The organism is Sphingobium sp. LSP13-1-1.1 (assembly GCF_040676415.1).
Taxonomy (GTDB): Bacteria; Pseudomonadota; Alphaproteobacteria; order Sphingomonadales; family Sphingomonadaceae; genus Sphingobium.
The window spans coordinates 608391-625624 of sequence record NZ_JBEGHU010000001.1; the positions used below are offsets into that span (position 1 = coordinate 608391).

At 63.5% G+C, this 17234-nt stretch carries 15 protein-coding genes; all 15 read left to right on the forward strand.

What is annotated here, in order from left to right; translation table 11 throughout:
- Nucleotides 1-103: 103 nt before the first annotated feature.
- Nucleotides 104-1642, forward strand: coding sequence for an ABC transporter substrate-binding protein (locus MRBLSP13_RS02595; RefSeq protein WP_363752493.1), 1539 nt, complete (start codon nucleotides 104-106; stop codon nucleotides 1640-1642).
- Complete coding sequence (locus MRBLSP13_RS02600) at nucleotides 1639-2619, forward strand: ABC transporter permease (protein ID WP_363752496.1); 981 nt, start codon at nucleotides 1639-1641, stop codon at nucleotides 2617-2619. The genes MRBLSP13_RS02595 and MRBLSP13_RS02600 overlap by 4 nt, the downstream gene beginning before the upstream one ends.
- Nucleotides 2616-3443 carry an ABC transporter permease gene (locus tag MRBLSP13_RS02605; RefSeq protein WP_363736560.1) on the forward strand — a complete coding sequence of 276 codons (828 nt, stop codon included), beginning with the start codon at nucleotides 2616-2618 and terminating at the stop codon, nucleotides 3441-3443. Before MRBLSP13_RS02600 ends, MRBLSP13_RS02605 begins: the two co-directional genes overlap by 4 nt.
- A complete protein-coding gene (locus MRBLSP13_RS02610) occupies nucleotides 3440-5239 on the forward strand; it encodes an ABC transporter ATP-binding protein (protein WP_363752499.1) in 1800 nt (599 codons plus the stop codon). The genes MRBLSP13_RS02605 and MRBLSP13_RS02610 overlap by 4 nt, the downstream gene beginning before the upstream one ends.
- Before the next feature lie 295 nt (nucleotides 5240-5534).
- A complete protein-coding gene (locus MRBLSP13_RS02615; RefSeq protein WP_363736562.1) occupies nucleotides 5535-6278 on the forward strand; it encodes a DUF4198 domain-containing protein in 744 nt (247 codons plus the stop codon).
- A 28-nt stretch (nucleotides 6279-6306) separates the two neighbouring features.
- On the forward strand, nucleotides 6307-6687 hold the full coding sequence (locus MRBLSP13_RS02620) for a hypothetical protein (protein WP_363752502.1): 381 nt from the start codon (nucleotides 6307-6309) through the stop codon (nucleotides 6685-6687).
- Nucleotides 6688-6696: 9 nt separating this feature from the next.
- Nucleotides 6697-7425 (forward strand): HupE/UreJ family protein, encoded by a 729-nt coding sequence (locus MRBLSP13_RS02625; protein ID WP_363752505.1) that lies wholly within the window; start codon nucleotides 6697-6699, stop codon nucleotides 7423-7425.
- Nucleotide 7426: 1 nt separating this feature from the next.
- A complete protein-coding gene (locus MRBLSP13_RS02630; protein ID WP_363736565.1) occupies nucleotides 7427-8041 on the forward strand; it encodes a hypothetical protein in 615 nt (204 codons plus the stop codon).
- Between the two features lie 375 nt (nucleotides 8042-8416).
- Nucleotides 8417-10579 carry a TonB-dependent siderophore receptor gene (locus MRBLSP13_RS02635; protein WP_363736566.1) on the forward strand — a complete coding sequence of 721 codons (2163 nt, stop codon included), beginning with the start codon at nucleotides 8417-8419 and terminating at the stop codon, nucleotides 10577-10579.
- A 100-nt stretch (nucleotides 10580-10679) separates the two neighbouring features.
- A complete protein-coding gene (locus MRBLSP13_RS02640; protein ID WP_363736567.1) occupies nucleotides 10680-11729 on the forward strand; it encodes a PepSY-associated TM helix domain-containing protein in 1050 nt (349 codons plus the stop codon).
- Nucleotides 11726-12652, forward strand: coding sequence for a 2-hydroxyacid dehydrogenase (locus MRBLSP13_RS02645; RefSeq protein ID WP_363736568.1), 927 nt, complete (start codon nucleotides 11726-11728; stop codon nucleotides 12650-12652). Before MRBLSP13_RS02640 ends, MRBLSP13_RS02645 begins: the two co-directional genes overlap by 4 nt.
- Before the next feature lie 139 nt (nucleotides 12653-12791).
- Nucleotides 12792-13460, forward strand: coding sequence for a haloacid dehalogenase type II (locus MRBLSP13_RS02650; protein WP_133651522.1), 669 nt, complete (start codon nucleotides 12792-12794; stop codon nucleotides 13458-13460).
- Nucleotides 13461-13663: 203 nt separating this feature from the next.
- Nucleotides 13664-14521 (forward strand): GNAT family N-acetyltransferase, encoded by an 858-nt coding sequence (locus MRBLSP13_RS02655; RefSeq protein WP_363736569.1) that lies wholly within the window; start codon nucleotides 13664-13666, stop codon nucleotides 14519-14521.
- Nucleotides 14518-15981 carry an NAD-dependent succinate-semialdehyde dehydrogenase gene (locus tag MRBLSP13_RS02660; protein ID WP_363736570.1) on the forward strand — a complete coding sequence of 488 codons (1464 nt, stop codon included), beginning with the start codon at nucleotides 14518-14520 and terminating at the stop codon, nucleotides 15979-15981. The genes MRBLSP13_RS02655 and MRBLSP13_RS02660 overlap by 4 nt, the downstream gene beginning before the upstream one ends.
- A 91-nt stretch (nucleotides 15982-16072) precedes the next feature.
- Nucleotides 16073-17143: a tartrate dehydrogenase gene (locus MRBLSP13_RS02665; protein WP_363736571.1), complete on the forward strand. Its 1071-nt coding sequence runs from the start codon at nucleotides 16073-16075 to the stop codon at nucleotides 17141-17143.
- Nucleotides 17144-17234 lie beyond the last annotated feature (91 nt).

Consider the following 17234-nt stretch of genomic DNA (forward strand, 5'->3'; position numbering starts at 1 on the left):
ATTATTCATGCAGTGATCGAGGCGCAGTCCGACAATATGGTTACCCCGGCAAACTGCTGCTGGCGGTGGAAATTGCAGATATGTGAGGAATGAGAAGACCCTTATGGTTGACGTGATTTCCACCGATCTTTCCCGCCGGATGCTGCTGGGCGGATTGGCCGCCGGCGCGACCCTGAGCGGTGCGGGCGCGGTGACAGGTCGGCCCAGGATAGGCGGGCGCATTCGCGTCGCCAGCATCGCCGCCTCGACCGCCGACACGCTGGACCCTGCCAAGGGCAATCTTTCGACCGACTTCATGCGGTTGTACCTGATCTACAGCGGCCTCACCCAATATGACGGCCAGCTGCGCGCCCTGCCGGGACTGGCCGAACGCATCGAGACGCGTGACAATATCGTCTGGCATATCCGCCTGCGAAAGGGCGTCCATTTCCATAACGGCAAGCCGCTGACCGCCGACGACGTCGTCTATTCGCTGATGCGCCATCGTGACCCCGCCACCGGATCGAAGGTGCAGGCGGTCGCCGAACAATTTGCCGGCGCGCGCAGGACCGGCCCGCTTGAACTCGAATTCCGGCTGACCGGCCCCAATCCCGACCTGCCCGTCATCCTGGCCCAGCCGCACTTCCTGATCGTCGAGAATGGCCGCCGCGATTTCAGCGTGGCGAACGGCACAGGCCCCTTCATCTGCCGCGCCTTCGCGCCCGGCATCCGGACCGTCGTCCGCCGCAACCCCAATTACTGGAAACCGGGGCGCCCCTATCTGGAAGAGATAGAGGTGATCGCCATTCCCGACGAGATTTCACGCGTCAATGCGCTGTTGTCGGGCGACGTGCAGATGATCAACGCCGTCAGCCCCGGTTCGGTCAAGCGGGTGCGGGCATCCCCAAATCACAGTTTCATGGAAACGAAGTCAGGCCTGTTCACCGACCTGATCATGAGGCGGGAGCATCCGGTGACCGGCAATCGCGACTTCGTGCTGGCGATGAAATATCTGCAGGACCGCGAACTCATCAAGCGCGCGCTGTTCCGCGGCTATGCCACGATCGCCAACGACCATCCGGTCCCCCCCTTCAGCCCCTATTACAATCCCGACATCCCCCAGCGGCCGTTCGACCCGGACAGGGCCCGTTTTCATCTGAAGCGCGCAGGGCTTCTGGGCGCGCGCCTGGCTGTCTATGCCTCGCCGGCGGCGAACATGTCGGTGGACATGGCATCGATCCTTCAGGAACATGCGGCACAGGCCGGATTGAAGCTGGCGGTCAATCGGGTTCCCAGCGACGGTTACTGGGCGACGCACTGGATGAAGCACCCGCTGACCTTCGGCAACACCAATCCGCGGCCGACCGTGGACCTGATGTTCAGCCTGTTTTTCCAGTCGAAGGCGCTCGCCAATGAATCCGGCTGGAACAACGCGCGCTTCGACCGCCTGCTGCTGGAGGCGCGCCGATCGACCGACGAGGCAAAGCGCAAGGAGATCTATGGCGAAATGCAGTGGTTGGTCCATGAATATGGCGGCGTCGCCATACCGGCCTTCCAAAGCCTGATGGACGGGTTCGACCGCCGCCTGAAGGGAATATTCCCGATCCCGCTGGGCGGCTTCATGGCCTATACCTTCGGTGAACATGTGTGGTGGGACGCATGAGCGCCGCCGCCGTCTCTTCCCGTTGGCGCGGGCCGCTGCGGCTGATCGCCAGGCGCATGGGACTGGCGCTGCTGACCCTGCTGCTGGTCTCGATGGTGATCTTCACGATCAGCGGCCTTCTGCCGGGCGATGCCGCGCAGGAGGTTCTGGGCCAGACCGCCACGCCCGAACAGGTCGCCGCATTGCGCCATGAAATGGGTCTCGATCAACCTGGTCCGGTCCGCTACGTCCGCTGGTTGCAGGGCATGATGGTGGGTGATCCCGGCCAATCCCTGGTCGCCAACAAGCCGGTTGCCGACATTATTTCGGAGCGCCTGCCCAACACGCTAACGCTCGCGGCGCTTTCCGCCCTGGTGTCCCTGCCTTTCGCCTTTCTCATCGGGATTGCGTCGGCCATCGCGCGCGGCCGCAAGCTGGACCGCGCGCTGAATATCCTGACCCTGTCGATGGTCGCGCTGCCGGAATTCCTGGTCGCAACCATAGCGGTGCTGATCTTCGCGGTGGAACTGCTATGGCTGCCCTCCATCGCGCTGGTGCCGCAGGATCCCAGTTTCGGCCAATTCGTGCGCGCCTATGCCATGCCCGTCATGGTGCTGGCCGTTGGCGTCGTCGCGCAGCTTGGGCGCATGATCCGCGCCGCCATCATCGCCGAGCTTGACCGCCCCTATGTCGAAATGGCGCGGCTGAAAGGCGTGTCGCAGAACCGCCTGATCGTCAGGCATGTCCTGCCCAATGCGGTCGGCCCCATCGTCAACGCCATGGCGCTCAGCCTGTCCTATCTTTTCGGAGGTGCGATCATCGTGGAAACGATCTTCAGCTATCCTGGGCTCGCGAGCCTCATGGTCAATGCCGTCACGTCGCGCGACATGCCCCTGCTTCAGGCCTGCGCGATGATATTCTGTGCCACCTATCTGCTGCTGGTCCTGATCGCCGACACGATCGCGATCCTTGCCAATCCAAGGCTGCGCCAAGGATGAAACCGCATAACCTCCTTCGCCGCGCGCGCGCGCTGCCCCCGTCGGGCAAGATCGGCCTGGCGCTTGTGACCTTCTGGATCATCGCCGCGATTGTCGGCCCGTTCGTCACACCCTATCCGCCCGGCTCCTTCGTCAGCGAGGAAGTCTTCGCCGGCGCGAGCAGCCATTTCTGGTTCGGCAGCGACTATCTGGGCCGCGACGTGTTGAGCCGCCTGCTGACAGGCGCACGGTTCACCGTCGGTCTTTCCGCGATCGCCGTCACGCTGGCGGTCGCGGCGGGAACGGGCCTGGCGCTCACGGCGGCGGTTGGACCGCGCTGGCTGGATGAACTGCTGTCGCGGGCGATGGACACGCTGATCTCCATTCCCAGCAAGATTTTCGCGCTGGTTCTGGTGGCTGCTTTCGGTTCTTCGCTGGTGCTGCTGACGCTGATCGTGTCCATCACCTATGTTCCCGGCAATTTTCGCATTGCCCGATCCCTTGCAGTGGGTCTTGCCCGTCTCGATTATGTCGAGGTCGCGCGCGCCCGTGGCGAGGGACGCCTGCACATCGCGCTGGTGGAAATGCTCCCCAACATGATCCGTCCGCTGTTCGCCGATATCGGCCTGCGCTTCGTCTTCATCGTGCTGCTCCTGTCGGGATTGAGCTTCCTGGGCCTTGGCCTGCAGCCGCCGGACGCGGACCTGGGATCGCTGGTGCGCGAAAATGTGTCGGGCCTTGGCGAAGGCGCGCTTGCCATTCTGGTTCCCGCGACGGCGATCGCCAGCCTGACGGTCGGCGTCAACCTGCTCATCGACGCGGCGACGCAGGGAGGGAAAGGATGAACCGGACTGCCCCCCATGTGGAGGTGCGCAACCTCTGTGTCACCGTGCGCGGCCCGGACGGCGGGCCCTTGCGCATCGTCGACGATGTTTCCTTCGACGTCGCGCGCGGCGAGATGCTGGCGCTGATCGGCGAATCCGGGTCCGGCAAGACGACGATCGCCCTGTCGCTGATGGGCTATGGCCGCGGCGGCGCCCGCATCAGCGGGGACATCCGCGTCGGCGAAGCGCACCTCGCCGGACAGGGCGGTGCGTCGCTTGGCGCCCAGCGGGGACACCGCATTACCTATGTCGCGCAGAGCGCGGCGGCCGCGTTCAACCCTTCGCGCCGCGTCATCGACCAGGTGATCGAGCCCGCCCTGATCCATCGCACCGCATCCGCCGCCTCTGCCCGCGCCCGCGCGGTCGAGCTCTTTCGTGCGCTGGCGCTGCCGGACCCGGAGACGATCGGCAACCGTTATCCGCATGAATTGTCGGGCGGCCAGCTTCAGCGCCTGATGGCGGCGATGGCGCTCATCACGAAACCGGACCTCGTCATCTTCGACGAGCCGACAACCGCGCTGGACGTGACCACCCAGGTCGAAGTGCTGCAGGCCTTTCGCAAGGTCGTACGCGATCAGGGCGCGACCGGCGTCTATGTTTCGCACGATCTTGCCGTGGTTGCGCAGATGGCGGACCAGATACTGGTCCTCAATCGCGGGCGGGTGCGTGAACAGAACAGCGTCGGCCGGATCCTGGAAGAGCCGGCCGACGACTATACCAGAATGCTGATCGCGGCCGCCAACCCAGTGGTCGAGGCACGCGGCCCTGGCGTGCGCGCGAAAGCACCCCTGCTGACGATCGACGGCGTTTTCGCCGGCTATGGCGCGGTGGACAAGGCGGGCCGTCCGGCTCATCCGGTATTGAGCGACGTCAGCCTCAGCGTCGGCCGGGGTGCCGCCGTCGGGGTCATCGGCGAATCCGGATCGGGCAAGTCCACGGTCGCGCGCGTCGTCGCCGGCCTGCTCGCGCCGACCGCCGGGACCGTTTCGCTGGACGGCACTCCGCTTGCCCCAACGGTCGGCGGGCGCACGCGCGAACAGTTGCGCCGCATCCAGATCGTGTTCCAGAACGCCGACGTGGCGCTGAACCCCGCGCACAGCGTCGAAGACATTCTCGGCCGCGTCCTGCGCTTCTACCACGGCATGAACCGGGTGGATGCGCAACGCCGGGTCGCTGAATTGCTCGATCTCATCCGGCTTCCCGCCAATGTGGCCGGTCGCCGTTGCGACGAACTTTCCGGTGGCCAGAAGCAGCGCGTCAACCTTGCGCGCGCCTTGGCGGCAGAGCCCGACCTGATCCTCTGCGACGAGGTGACCTCCGCGCTCGACACCGTCGTTCGCGGCGCGATTCTCGACTTGCTGGCCGATCTGCGCCGGGATCTGGGCGTCGCCTATCTTTTCATCAGCCACGACATCGCCACGGTGAAGGCGCTGTGCGACGAAATCGTCGTGCTCTACCGGGGGACGCGGGTGGAAAGCGGCCTGTGCGAAAGCTATGCCGCCGCGCCCTACCATCCCTATACCGATCTTCTCATTTCGTCCGTTCCCGAAATGCGTACCGACTGGCTGGCGGACGAAACTGCCGTTGCGAGGGCCCCCTTTGCGCATATGGGGGAACGGCCCGACCTGTGCCGCTTCCTGCCGCGCTGCCCCATGGCCATGGCGAACATCTGCGATGTCTTGCCGCCGCCGCGCCGCACGATGTCGGCCGGTAACGCGGTACTATGTCACCGGACCGAAGAGGATCTCGTGCCCTAAAGCGATTTCCAGTCAGGGAAGCCGGCAACAGAGAAAAGAGCGGTTGTGCTGGCCGATAGCCCCGCTCTGGACGGCCTTTCCCGGCTGATGGTACGCATCTCGCCGCCCGACCTGCGGCGATCATCATGCAATCGCAAGTTTCCAGATGATCGATGCAAAGAGATCGGAGAATAATATGTGGACCCGCCTCCATGGGTTGACATATTCGGCTCCGGCGACCCATGACTTTGGCACATTAAGTCGGGAAAGTCAGACACCATCCGTAGCATATCCGTTGAATGGAGAAAGCTCGGACATGGCCTTACACCGCATCGCAAAAGCCGGCATCGGCATCGTCGCACTGGCCGCACTGGCCGTTCCTGCCAGCGCTCACGGCATCTGGTTTGCGCAGCGCGCCAAGCAGCTCGCGCTCATCTATGGCGTGGGCGCGGACGACCTCGACATGGTGAAGCGCCTGCCGCTGGTCAAATCCGTGACCGGCTATGACGCCGACTGGGCGCCGGTGAACACCTCCCTGCGTGCGGCAGGCCCCATTCCCGTGGTCGACAGCGACGAACCGCTCGCTGCGGTGGCCGCTGTCGTGGATTATGGCTATTGGAGCAAGACGCCCGACGGCGAGTGGCACAACAAGGGGCGCGACGAAGTGCCCAATGCGACCTTGGCCGAGCATAATTTCAAATATGCCGTCTATCTGGGCCAGGTGCCGACCAAGCCGGTGCCGTTGATCGAGGGCCATATGCTGCAGATCGTGCCGGCGGACCTCAACATCCCCCAGAAGATGGGCGAGCCGATGAAGGTGCGCGTCTATTACAAGGGCAAGCCGATCGCCGGAGCGACCGTCATGCAGGATTATGTCAACGATCCCGACGAGGCCGCCCCTGCCAAGACCGCAGCCGACGGCACAGCGACGATCAAGCTGCGCAACCAGGGCATCAACGTTCTGATGGCGATCTATGTCGGCCCCACGGCCGACAAGAAGGTCGATCATGAGGAATATCGCGCCTCGCTCGCCTTCGTCCTGCCGCATCTGCCGGAATGATCGCCCGTCTGATTTTGGAGAAAGCACCATGAAATACGACCTTTTCCGCACCGGACTTGCCGTTGTCGCCCTTGCTGCCCTGCCTGCCACGGCCATCGCCCATGGCAGCATGAAACCGCAGCATGGCGGACTGGTGCAGATGACAGGGGAGACCATGTTCGAACTCGTCACCGGGCCAAAGGGCGTCGATGTCTATCTGAGCGAGGAGGATGAACCGATCCCGGCGGCCGGATTCACCGGAAAGCTGACCCAGACGGCCGGCGGCGCCAAGACCGAGGCACCGCTCAAGGCAGCCGGCGGCAACAGGCTCACCGCACCGGGCTTCAAGCCCGCGAAAGGCGCCAAGGTCGTCGTCGCGGTGATCGACAAGAGCGGCGCAAAGACCTTCGCCACCTTCCAGACCAAGTAAGAGGCGAGCATGAACAACGCGACCCTCCCTCCGCTCGATGGTTCCACGGTGCGGCGGGTCGCGCTGCTCATCGTGGGACTGGCCCTGCTGTTCGCCTGCTCCCCGATCTGGGCGCATGGCGTCAACGAAAACGACAAGGCCTTCATCGAAGGCGCTTCGGGCGTCAACATCATCCCCTATATGTATCTGGGCGCCAAGCATATGGTCACCGGATATGATCATCTGCTGTTCCTGGCCGGGGTGATCTTCTTCCTTTATCGCCTGAAGGATGTCGGCGCCTATGTGACGCTGTTCGCCGTCGGTCACAGCACTACGCTGTTGCTGGGCGTCCTTTTCGACATCCGGGCCAATCCTTTCCTCATCGACGCGATCATCGGCCTGTCCGTCGTATACAAGGCGATCGACAATCTGGATGGATTCCGGACCTGGTTCGGCTTTTCGCCCAATCCCAAGGCAGCGGTGCTGATCTTCGGCTTCTTTCACGGTTTCGGCCTTGCGACGAAGATCCAGGAACTGACACTTGCCCAGGACGGTCTGATCCCCAATCTCATCAGCTTCAACATCGGGGTGGAAATGGGCCAGTTCATGGCACTGACCGTCATCCTGATCCTCATGAACTTCTGGCGCAGGACCGACAGCTTTCGCCGCAGCGCCATCTTCGCCAACGCCGCGCTGATGACGGCAGGCTTCGTTCTGATCGGTTTCCAGCTTTCCGGCTATTTCATGCAAGGAGCATGACATGAACTCGCAAACCATTGCCACGCTTCCCACGCATATCTCTCCCTCCCGCTCCAGCCTGGCCAAAGCGACCGGGGGCGCGGCGACCGCCGCCATCGCGATCCTGACGCTGTTCGTCCTGCCCGCGGAATATGGCATCGATCCGACCGGCATCGGCACCGCGCTGGGCCTGACCGGCATGGTGTCCGGCGAAGCGAAGCAGATCCCCTCGCCAGCACAGGCACCCGTCGCAAAGGGCGCCCTGCCCATGCCGACCAAGGATGCAATCGCCAAAACCACTGCATGGCGACAGGACGAACAGACCATCACCCTGGCGCCGCACAGCGGCCGGGAAGTAAAGGCCCATATGACGAAGGGCGACAGCTTCGTCTTCCAATGGAAATCATCCGGCGGCCCCGTAAAGGCGGAAATGCATGGCGAGAGGCTGGCCGCGACGGACGGTTCCTTCACCGACTATTGGAAGGAACTGGAAATGACCGGCGGACAGGGAGATTTCACCGCTCCTTTCGACGGCACCCACGGTTGGTACTTCCGCAACAAGGGGGAGACGCCGGTCACCGTTACGGTGAAGACGGTCGGTTTCTACAAGAATCTCTTCGTGCCGGAATCCGAATGACGTCCTTGCGATGGACAGGGCCTGCGGCGGCACTCACCAGTGCATCGCAGCGTGAGATGGCGCGCTTGTCCTCCTCCTTGGAAAGCCAATGTCCACCGGGGATCCAGGACCTTGCGCAATCTCTCGAAACGGCCCGGCCGATTCTGCCGTGTGGTTCTTCATCTCACAATTTTCGACCGTGGCGGCAGATGAATTTGCGGTAATATTTTTGTAATCCAGCCTTAGTCTGTTTTCAATAAGAGGCGACAAAACGCTCCGTGACCGGCGCCGGCCAAAAGGACACGCAAGATGTCTGACGGGAGAGGGGTAAACTTATCGCCGGATCACCCCAATTCGCAGGACTTAGGACATGGCGATCAGAAAAGGGGTAATAAAATGAAGACAATTTCAGCGTTCCAAATAGCACTGGCCGCCAGCACCGCCTCCCTTGCCCTGGCATCGGGCGCGCAGGCCCAGACGGCAGGAAATGCCGGGGACGGCACGATCGTCGTCACCGCCATGAAGCGGCAATATTTCGGCGACACGCCAGTCAAGGAAATTCCGCAGGCCGTGCAGTTCCTTGACGGCAAGCTGCTGGACGATCTCAACATCACCCGCCTCGACACCGCGCTGGAACTGGCCAGCGGCATTTCGAAGCAGAATAATTTCGGCGGCCTGTGGGACAGCTTCGCCATTCGTGGCTTCGCCGGGGACGAGAATTTCCCGAGCGGCTTCCTGGTCAACGGCTTCAACGGCGGTCGCGGCTATGGCGGTCCGCGCGATGCATCCAATGTCGAGCGCGTGGAAGTGCTGAAGGGACCGAACTCCGCGCTCTTCGGTCGCGGAGAACCGGGCGGCACCGTCAATATCGTGACCAAGAAACCGGTCCTCGAAAAATCCTTCGGCAGCTTCGGCGTGGCCGGCGGCAGCTGGAACACCTATCGGGTCGAAGGCGATTTCAACCTGCCTCTGAACGACATGTTCGCGGTGCGCCTGAATGGCGCGGTCGAGGATGCCGACAGCTTCCGCGACACGGTGCACACCCGCAAATATGTGCTGACGCCGTCGCTGCTCGCGAAATTCTCGGACCACGACCTTTTCACCTATGAAATGGAATATGTGAACCAGGAAGTGCCGTTCGACCGCGGCGTGGTGGCCGTTCCGACAGTTGTCGGAAGCGTGATCACCAATTATCAGCTCGGCCTTATCCCCAATTCCCGGTTCCTGGGCGATCCCAATAATGGTCCTATCAAGGTAAAGGTTCTGGGGCATCAGGCGCAATATCAGCATGATTTCAGCGATGACTGGACATTGATGCTGGGTGCCGGGTACAAGGACACCATCTTCCGCGGTTATTCCAGCGATCCTGAACTGGTCCCGAGCCGCCAGATGATCTACGTTGACGGCCAGACCCTGTCACGCCAGCGTCGCTATCGCGACTACAGCACCACCCATATGGTGTTCCGCGGCGAAATCAGCGGCAAGTTCGACACCGGGTCGATCCTGCACAATATCCGCATAGGCGCGGACTGGGATCGGTTCAAGATCGACACCTTCCAATTGCGCTATCGTCCGACTGTGGCCGATCAGTCCTATTCGATCAACATCTTCAATCCGAACTACAATATTCCTGGCCCCGCTCCAACCGGCGTGGTTCAGAACGCGACCGAGATCCAGAAGGCCTGGGGCATCTATGCTCAGGACCAGATCGAGATCACGGAACAGTTCAAGGTTCGCTTTGGCGGGCGCTATGATGATTTCTCGCAGGATATCGCCAACCGGGCGAGCATCACCCTCCCCTTCGTGAGCAAGCATTATACCAAGTTCAGCCCGATGGCCGGTCTCGTGTTCGAACCCACCAAGACCGTTTCCATCTATGCCAGCTACGGAAAGGGTTTCCGTCCCAACAGCGGAACGGGCTTCAGCGGGCAGCCCTTCGATCCGGAAATCAGCAAATCCTATGAAGTCGGCGCGAAATATGTGTCGCTGGACGGCAAGATCACCAGCACCTTGTCGCTCTTCACGATGAAGAAGGACAATGTGCTGACCACCGACCCCGTCAACGCGGGCTTCTCCCTGCCGGTGGGCGCAGCCAAGAGCAAGGGCGTGGAATTTGATCTCAACGCCAAATTACCGGCCGGGTTCGAACTGTTCCTGACCTACGCCTATACCGATGCCGGATGGGCAGACAATTACCCGTTTGCGAACGTCATGAAGGACGACCCGCTGATCAACATTCCCAAGCATCAGGGCAATGCATTGCTGTTCAAGACCTTCTCGGTCGGCGAGCACAAGGCGATGCTGGGCGCGGGCGTGAACTATGTCGGTCGTCGCCTGGGTGAAACAGGTGTGCCTCTTCTAGGGTCCGTGCATTTCTTCTTGCCTAGCTATACGGTGGCGAAGGTCACAGGGTCGTTCAACATCACCGACCAGATCAAGATATCGGCGGACGTGAATAATCTCTTCGACAAAAAGTACTACGCCAGTTCTTATGCGGCGCTATGGATCCAGCCGGGAGCGCCCCGCTCCTTCACGGTCCGCGGTTCGTTCAACTTCTGACGTTCCGTTCATTCGGGCCTTCAAGGCCCGAACGGCCGCCGGCGACCCACCCTCCAAGCCTGAAGGGTCGCCGGCGGTATTTTATTTTGGGAGATCACCCATGACCCGGGCGCAATGGCTTCGCCTGCACAAATATACCGGCCTTGCCATGGCGGCTCTGCTGGCGGTGCAGGCGATGACAGGCATGCTGCTGCTCTATCGTGGGCCGGTGGCGCGCTGGATCGATCCAGCGGGGATGGTCAGCCACGGATCAGCGCCCGGCATTTCCCCCGGCATGGCGGCAGCGCGCGCGGCGGGCGCGTTCCCCGGCTTTGCCGTCACCCGCCTCTACGCGCCCAGCGGGAAAGGCGCGACCTTTCTTGCCGAACTCACCGGCCCCCATGGGGCACAGCGCTATGCATCGGTCGATCCGGCCGGCGGGCGCATATTGCGGGCCGGATCGACCTGGGCCTTCCCGATCGAGGCCGCGCTCCAGATCCACTACCGGCTGATGACGGGCAAGGCGGGCGCTACTGTCGTACTGTTGAACGCGCTCGCCCTGCTGGCGATGGCGGTGACAGGCCTTGCCTATTGGTGGCCAAAGCGCGGCCCGCTTTCAAAGCAGCTCTCGGTCCGCTGGACGCTGGCGTTTCGACTGGTGCTGCGACAGTTGCACCGGACCGCCGGCGTGGTCATGTCGGCGCTGCTGGCGTTCATGGCGTTGACCGGGCTGCTGCTGGCGACACCCGACCTGTTCGACGCAGCCGCCCCCATATCCTTGCGGCCCACGGCGAGCGCGACGACGATCGACCGGGCACTGACGCGGGCGCACAGGGCCTTCCCGCGCAGCGCCCTGCGCGATTTCCGCCTGACCGGCGATCGCATCATCGTCAATTTCGCCGCCCCCGAACGCAATCCGCGCGCCGTGCATCGCGCGGTGCTGACGATCGCCGGGCCGAATATTGTCAGCGTAACGAGGGCCGAAGACAGCCGCGCGCTCTGGATGACGGTGTTGCCCCTGCATGCCGGCGACAGTTTCGGCGTGATCGGCCCGGTGGTGCTGATGGTCGCGGCGCTGACGCTGCTTGCCCTTTCCCTAACCGGACCGCTGATGTGGTGGCAGGCGCAGGCCACGCGCCGCCGGTCCTCCTCCAGAAAGCAGACTGCATGACCCTCCTCTACACCTCCGAAGCAGAGCGCGGACGCGTATGGCGCGACATCTTCGCGGCGGAGGCGCCCGATGTCGGCTTCATGACGCCGGACGAGATGCGCGATCCGGCGGCCGTCCGCTATCTCGCCGCCTGGGATCCCTCCCGCGAACTGCTGGAACGGTTGACCGGCCTGGAAGTGCTGTTTTCGATCGGAGCGGGCGTCGACCAGTTCGACATGAGCAAGTTGCCGCCGCATGTCCGGCTGATCCGCATGATCGAACCGGGGCTGATCGAGGGCATGGTCGAATATGTCTGCGGCAGCGCGCTGATGCTGCACCGCCACTTCATCGATTACGGCATTGCGCAGCGCGAGCATCGCTGGGACGCGATCAAGCTGGTTCCCGCCGCCGCCCGCCGGATCGGCGTGATGGGACTGGGCCAGATGGGGCAGGCCGTCCTGCAGGCGCTGCGCCCGTTCGGCTTTCCGCTTTCGGGATGGAGCCGGTCGCGCCATGCGATCGAGGGCGTCACCTGCCACGCCGGACCGGAGGAGATGGACGCCTTCCTTGCGGGTTGCGACATATTGATCTGCCTGTTGCCGCTGACGGCTGAAACCAGGGGCATATTGTGCCGGGAAACCCTTTCCGGATTGCCGCGTGGCGCCGCGCTGATCAATGCTGGCCGGGGCGGGCACCTGGTGGAGCAGGATCTGCCGCCGCTGCTGGACGAAGGCCATATTTCCGGCGCCGTGCTGGATGTGACCGAAACGGAACCCCTGCCCCGGTCCCACCCCTTCTGGGACCATCCGCGCATCATCCTGACCCCGCATATCGCCAGCTCAACCCGCGCGGACAGCGGCGCGCGCGCCCTGATCGCCAATATCAGGCGGCTTCAGGCAGGCCTGCCGCCCGATGGCGAAGTCGATCGGAATCAGGGATATTGAAGGCACGGCAAACTATGCCGAAAGGCCCCGACAAAAAGCCCGAACAACCGTCCTGCCCGGACCAATCGGAAACATGTTGCGGGCAGGACGTGGCGTAATGATCCTGTTGAACAGCGACCCAATCAGGGGGAATTGATCCATGACTGATTTCCGACCGAAATATATCAGCTTCGACTGTTACGGAACCTTGACCCGTTTCCGCATGACTGAAATGGCCACCGAATTCATGGCCGATCGCATCGCCGCCGAAAATCTTCCGGCCTTCTGCCAGGATTGGGCCACCTACCGCTTCGATCAGGTGCTTGGCGCGTGGGAACCCTATCAGGAGGTCCTTCGCAATTCGCTGCGCCGCGTCTGCAAGCAGTGGGGCGTGGATTATCGCGAGGCGGATGCCGATGCCGTCTACCACCGCGTACCCACCTGGGGTCCGCATGCCGACGTGCCCGGCGGCCTGTCGAAGATCGGCGACAAGATTCCGCTGGTCATCCTGTCCAACGCGATGAACGACCAGATCCACCACAATGTCGCCCTGCTGGGCGCGCCATTCCATGCCGTCTATACCGCGCAGATGGCTCAGGCCTACAAGCCCCGCCGGCAGGCGTTCGAATATATGTTCGACCAGCTGGGCGCGAAGCCGGAAGAAATGATGCATGTTTCCTCCAGCTTCCGCTACGACCAGAATACCGCCACCGACCTGCATTTCGGTTGCCGCGTGTTCGTGGGTCGCGGGCATGAACCTTCCAACGCCTTCTATCGCGACGTGGAAATCCCGCACATCGGTTGCCTGCCGGCGGTCGTCGGCCTCTGACATTGTCGAGGAAGGCCGCCCTGCCTGCCTCCCCTCTCCCTGGGGCAAGCAGGGCGGCATTTGCCGGGGCGGGCAGGAAAATCTCCGCGATTTTCTTCCAAAAATTGGGCGAAGGCAGCAGCTAATGCTTGTTGGCGCAGCCTAGTTTCCCGGCCATCGATTCAGGATCAAGGGCGGTCTTCGCCGCCGAAGGAGCAAGGTGCATGGTGGCAGGCATAGAAACGAGGGTGGATCTGCGGCGCATGGTCGCCGGGGATCTGGCCGCTGCCCGCGACCTGTCCCGCGAACAGAAATGGCCGCACAGGATCGAGGACTGGGAAATGCTCTTCCAGCTCGGTTTCGGCTATGTCGCGGAATGCGACGGCAAGGTGGTCGGCACGGCCATGGCCTGGCTCTATGGCACGGATGCGGCCACCCTGGGCATGGTCATCGTCTCGCCCGGCGTGCGGGGCGAGGGAACGGGCCGTCGCCTGATGGATGCGGTGCTGGACGAACTGGGCGACCGCACCGTTTTGCTGAACGCGCCCGCTGAAGGCGTGCCACTCTGCCGCGCGCTCGGCTTCGAAGAGGTCGGCCCCGTCTTCCAGCATCAGGGCGCCGCCTTCGCCGTACCCATGGCCGAACTGATCCCCGACGAACGGGTCCGGCCGCTGGGCAGCAAGGATATGGACATGTTGCGCGCCCTCGCCCGCGAAGCGACCGGAATGAACCGTGACGCGCTGCTCGATGCGCTGGTTCCCGGTGCGCAGGGTGTGGTCCTGACGCGCAGCAACCAGCCTGTCGGATTCGCGCTGTTCCGTCGGTTCGGGCGCGGCTATGTGGTCGGGCCGACCGTCGCCCCCGACACCAGCGGCGCCAAGGCGCTGATCTCCCATTGGCTGGGCTTCAACAGCGGCATGTTCTGCCGCCTGGACGTGCCAGAGGAAAGCGGCCTTTCCGACTGGCTGGAGGAGCTTGGCCTCCCCCGCGTCGGCAGCGTGTTGCGCATGCGGCGCGGCAGGCCTGTCAAAGCCGGCTCGTCCGTCAGGACTTTCACTCTAACAACACAGGCACTCGGATGACTCTCTCCCTGAACGACCCCTCGCTGCTCGTGGAACGCGCCTTTATCGGCGGCGAATGGGTCGGCGCGGCATCCGGCGCGACACTGGACGTCGACAACCCGGCAACCGGCGCCGTACTGGGCACCATTCCCGACTGCGGCGAGGATGAAACGCGGGCTGCCGTCGACGCGGCGCAAGCGGCCTGGGGGCCGTGGCGGTCCAGGACAGCGGGCGAGCGGGCAGCATTGCTGGAGCGCTGGTATGCGCTGGTGATGGACAATGTCGTCGATCTCGGACGGATCATGACTGCCGAGCAGGGCAAGCCGACCGCCGAGGCGGAAGGCGAAATCCGCTACGCCGCCAGCTTCATCAAATGGTTTGCCGAGGAGGGCCGCCGCATCGACGGCAGCATGATCCCCGCCCCTGAAGCCAATCGCCGCATCCTGGTGATGAAGGAGCCGGTCGGCGTGTCGGCGGCGATCACGCCCTGGAACTTCCCCTCCGCGATGATCACGCGCAAATGCGCGCCCGCGCTTGCCGCAGGATGCCCGGTCGTCGTCAAACCGTCCGAACTGACCCCCTTCAGCGCGCTCGCCCTGGTGAAGCTGGCCGAACGGGCGGGCTTTCCCAAGGGCGTCTTCAATATCGTGACCGGGCAGGCCGCGCCGATCGGGAACGTGCTGACCGGCAGCGACACGGTGCGCAAGCTTTCCTTCACCGGATCGACGCGGGTCGGGGCGCTGCTGATGCGCCAGAGCGCCGACACCATCAAGCGGCTGAGCCTGGAGCTGGGCGGCAATGCACCGCTGATCGTGTTCGACGACGCCGATATCGAACTTGCCGTCGCCGCCACCATGGCCAGCAAATTCCGCAATGCGGGCCAGACCTGCGTCTGCGCCAACCGCATCCTGGTCCAGGACGGCGTCTATGATCTCTTTGCCGGGAAACTGGCAAAGGCGGTATCCGCGCTGAAGGTCGCGCCCGGCGATCAGGACGGCGCGACAATCGGCCCGCTCATCAACCGGGCGGCCGTCGACAAGGTGGAGGCGCATGTCGAGGATGCACTGGCCCGCGGCGCCACCCTCTATGCCCGCGCGCCTGAGGGCGCACGCGGCGATCGCTTCACCACGCCCGTCATTCTTACCGGCGCGACGCGCGACATGCGGCTGGCCGACGAGGAAACCTTCGGTCCCGTCGCACCGCTGTTCCGCTTCACCCATGAGGAGGAGGGGATTGCCCTCGCCAACGACACCAGCTTTGGCCTCGCAAGCTATTTCTACACCGAAAACCTCCACCGCGCCTTCCGCGTAGGCGAGCGGCTGGAGGCGGGCATGGTTGTGCTCAACACCGGCGGCATTGCAATGGAGATGGCGCCTTTTGGCGGCATCAAGCAGTCCGGGCTGGGCCGCGAGGGCGCCCATGCCGGGATCGAGGAATATCTGGAGACCAAGACGTTCCACATCGGGGGTCTGAAGCTCTAATCATCCTCTCGTCATGTTCCCGCGCCGCGGGAACATCCTTTGCTGACGACCCATCGAACGCCTGCCCATTTCGCCGAAAGGAACGACCGCCATGACCCGCACCTACTCCATCTCCGTCATACCCGGCGATGGCATCGGCAAGGAGGTGATGGTGGAGGGCATTCGCGTGCTGGAGCGCGCGGCCAGCCTCTACGGCTTTTCGATCGAGCAGAAGTGGCAGGATTTCGCCTGCTGCGATTATTACGCCCGGCACGGCCAGATGATGCCTGATGACTGGAAGGCGCAGATCGGCAATCCCGACGCGATATTCTTCGGTGCTGTCGGCTGGCCGGACACGGTGCCCGATCATATCTCGCTCTGGGGCTCGCTGCTCCAGTTCCGGCGTGAATATGACCAATATGTCAATCTGCGTCCGGTCCGGCTGATGCCCGGCGTTCCCTGCCCGCTCGCCGGACGCAAGCCCGGCGACATCGACTTCTGGGTCGTGCGCGAGAATACGGAGGGCGAATATAGTTCGGTCGGCGGCAAGATGTTCGCCGGCACGGATCGCGAGGTGGTGATCCAGGAAACGGTGATGACGCGCCACGGCACCGATCGCGTGCTGCGCTATGCCTTCGAACTCGCCGCCACGCGGCCGCGCGGGCATGTCACCTCGGCCACCAAGTCCAACGGCATCGCCATCACCATGCCCTGGTGGGACGAGCGGGTGGAGGAGATGGCCAGAAATTATCCCGCCATCACCCATGACAAATATCATATCGACATCCTGACGGCGCAGTTCGTGCTGAACCCCGATCGGTTCGATGTCGTCGTGGCGTCCAATCTGTTCGGCGACATTCTGTCCGATCTCGGCCCCGCCTGCACCGGCACGATCGGCGTAGCGCCATCGGCCAACATCAATCCGGATCGCACGGCCCCCTCCCTGTTCGAGCCGGTCCATGGCTCCGCCCCCGATATCGCGGGCAAGGGGATCGCCAACCCCGTCGGCCAGATCTGGTCGGCGGCAATGATGCTGGACCATCTGGGCGAAAGCGAAGCCGCCGCCGCGATCATGCGCGCGGTTGAAACGGTTCTGGCCGAACCGGCGCTCCGCACCGCCGACCTCCAGGGCAAGGCCAATACCGAACAATGCGGCCGGGCGATCGCGGACGCGTTGAGCTGATCTGCATCAGCGGCCGCGGCATAAAGTGCCGCGGCAGTCGGCGATTAGGCACGCCGCCGGCCGCCGCCCGCCTCAGATCGGGCTTTCGCCC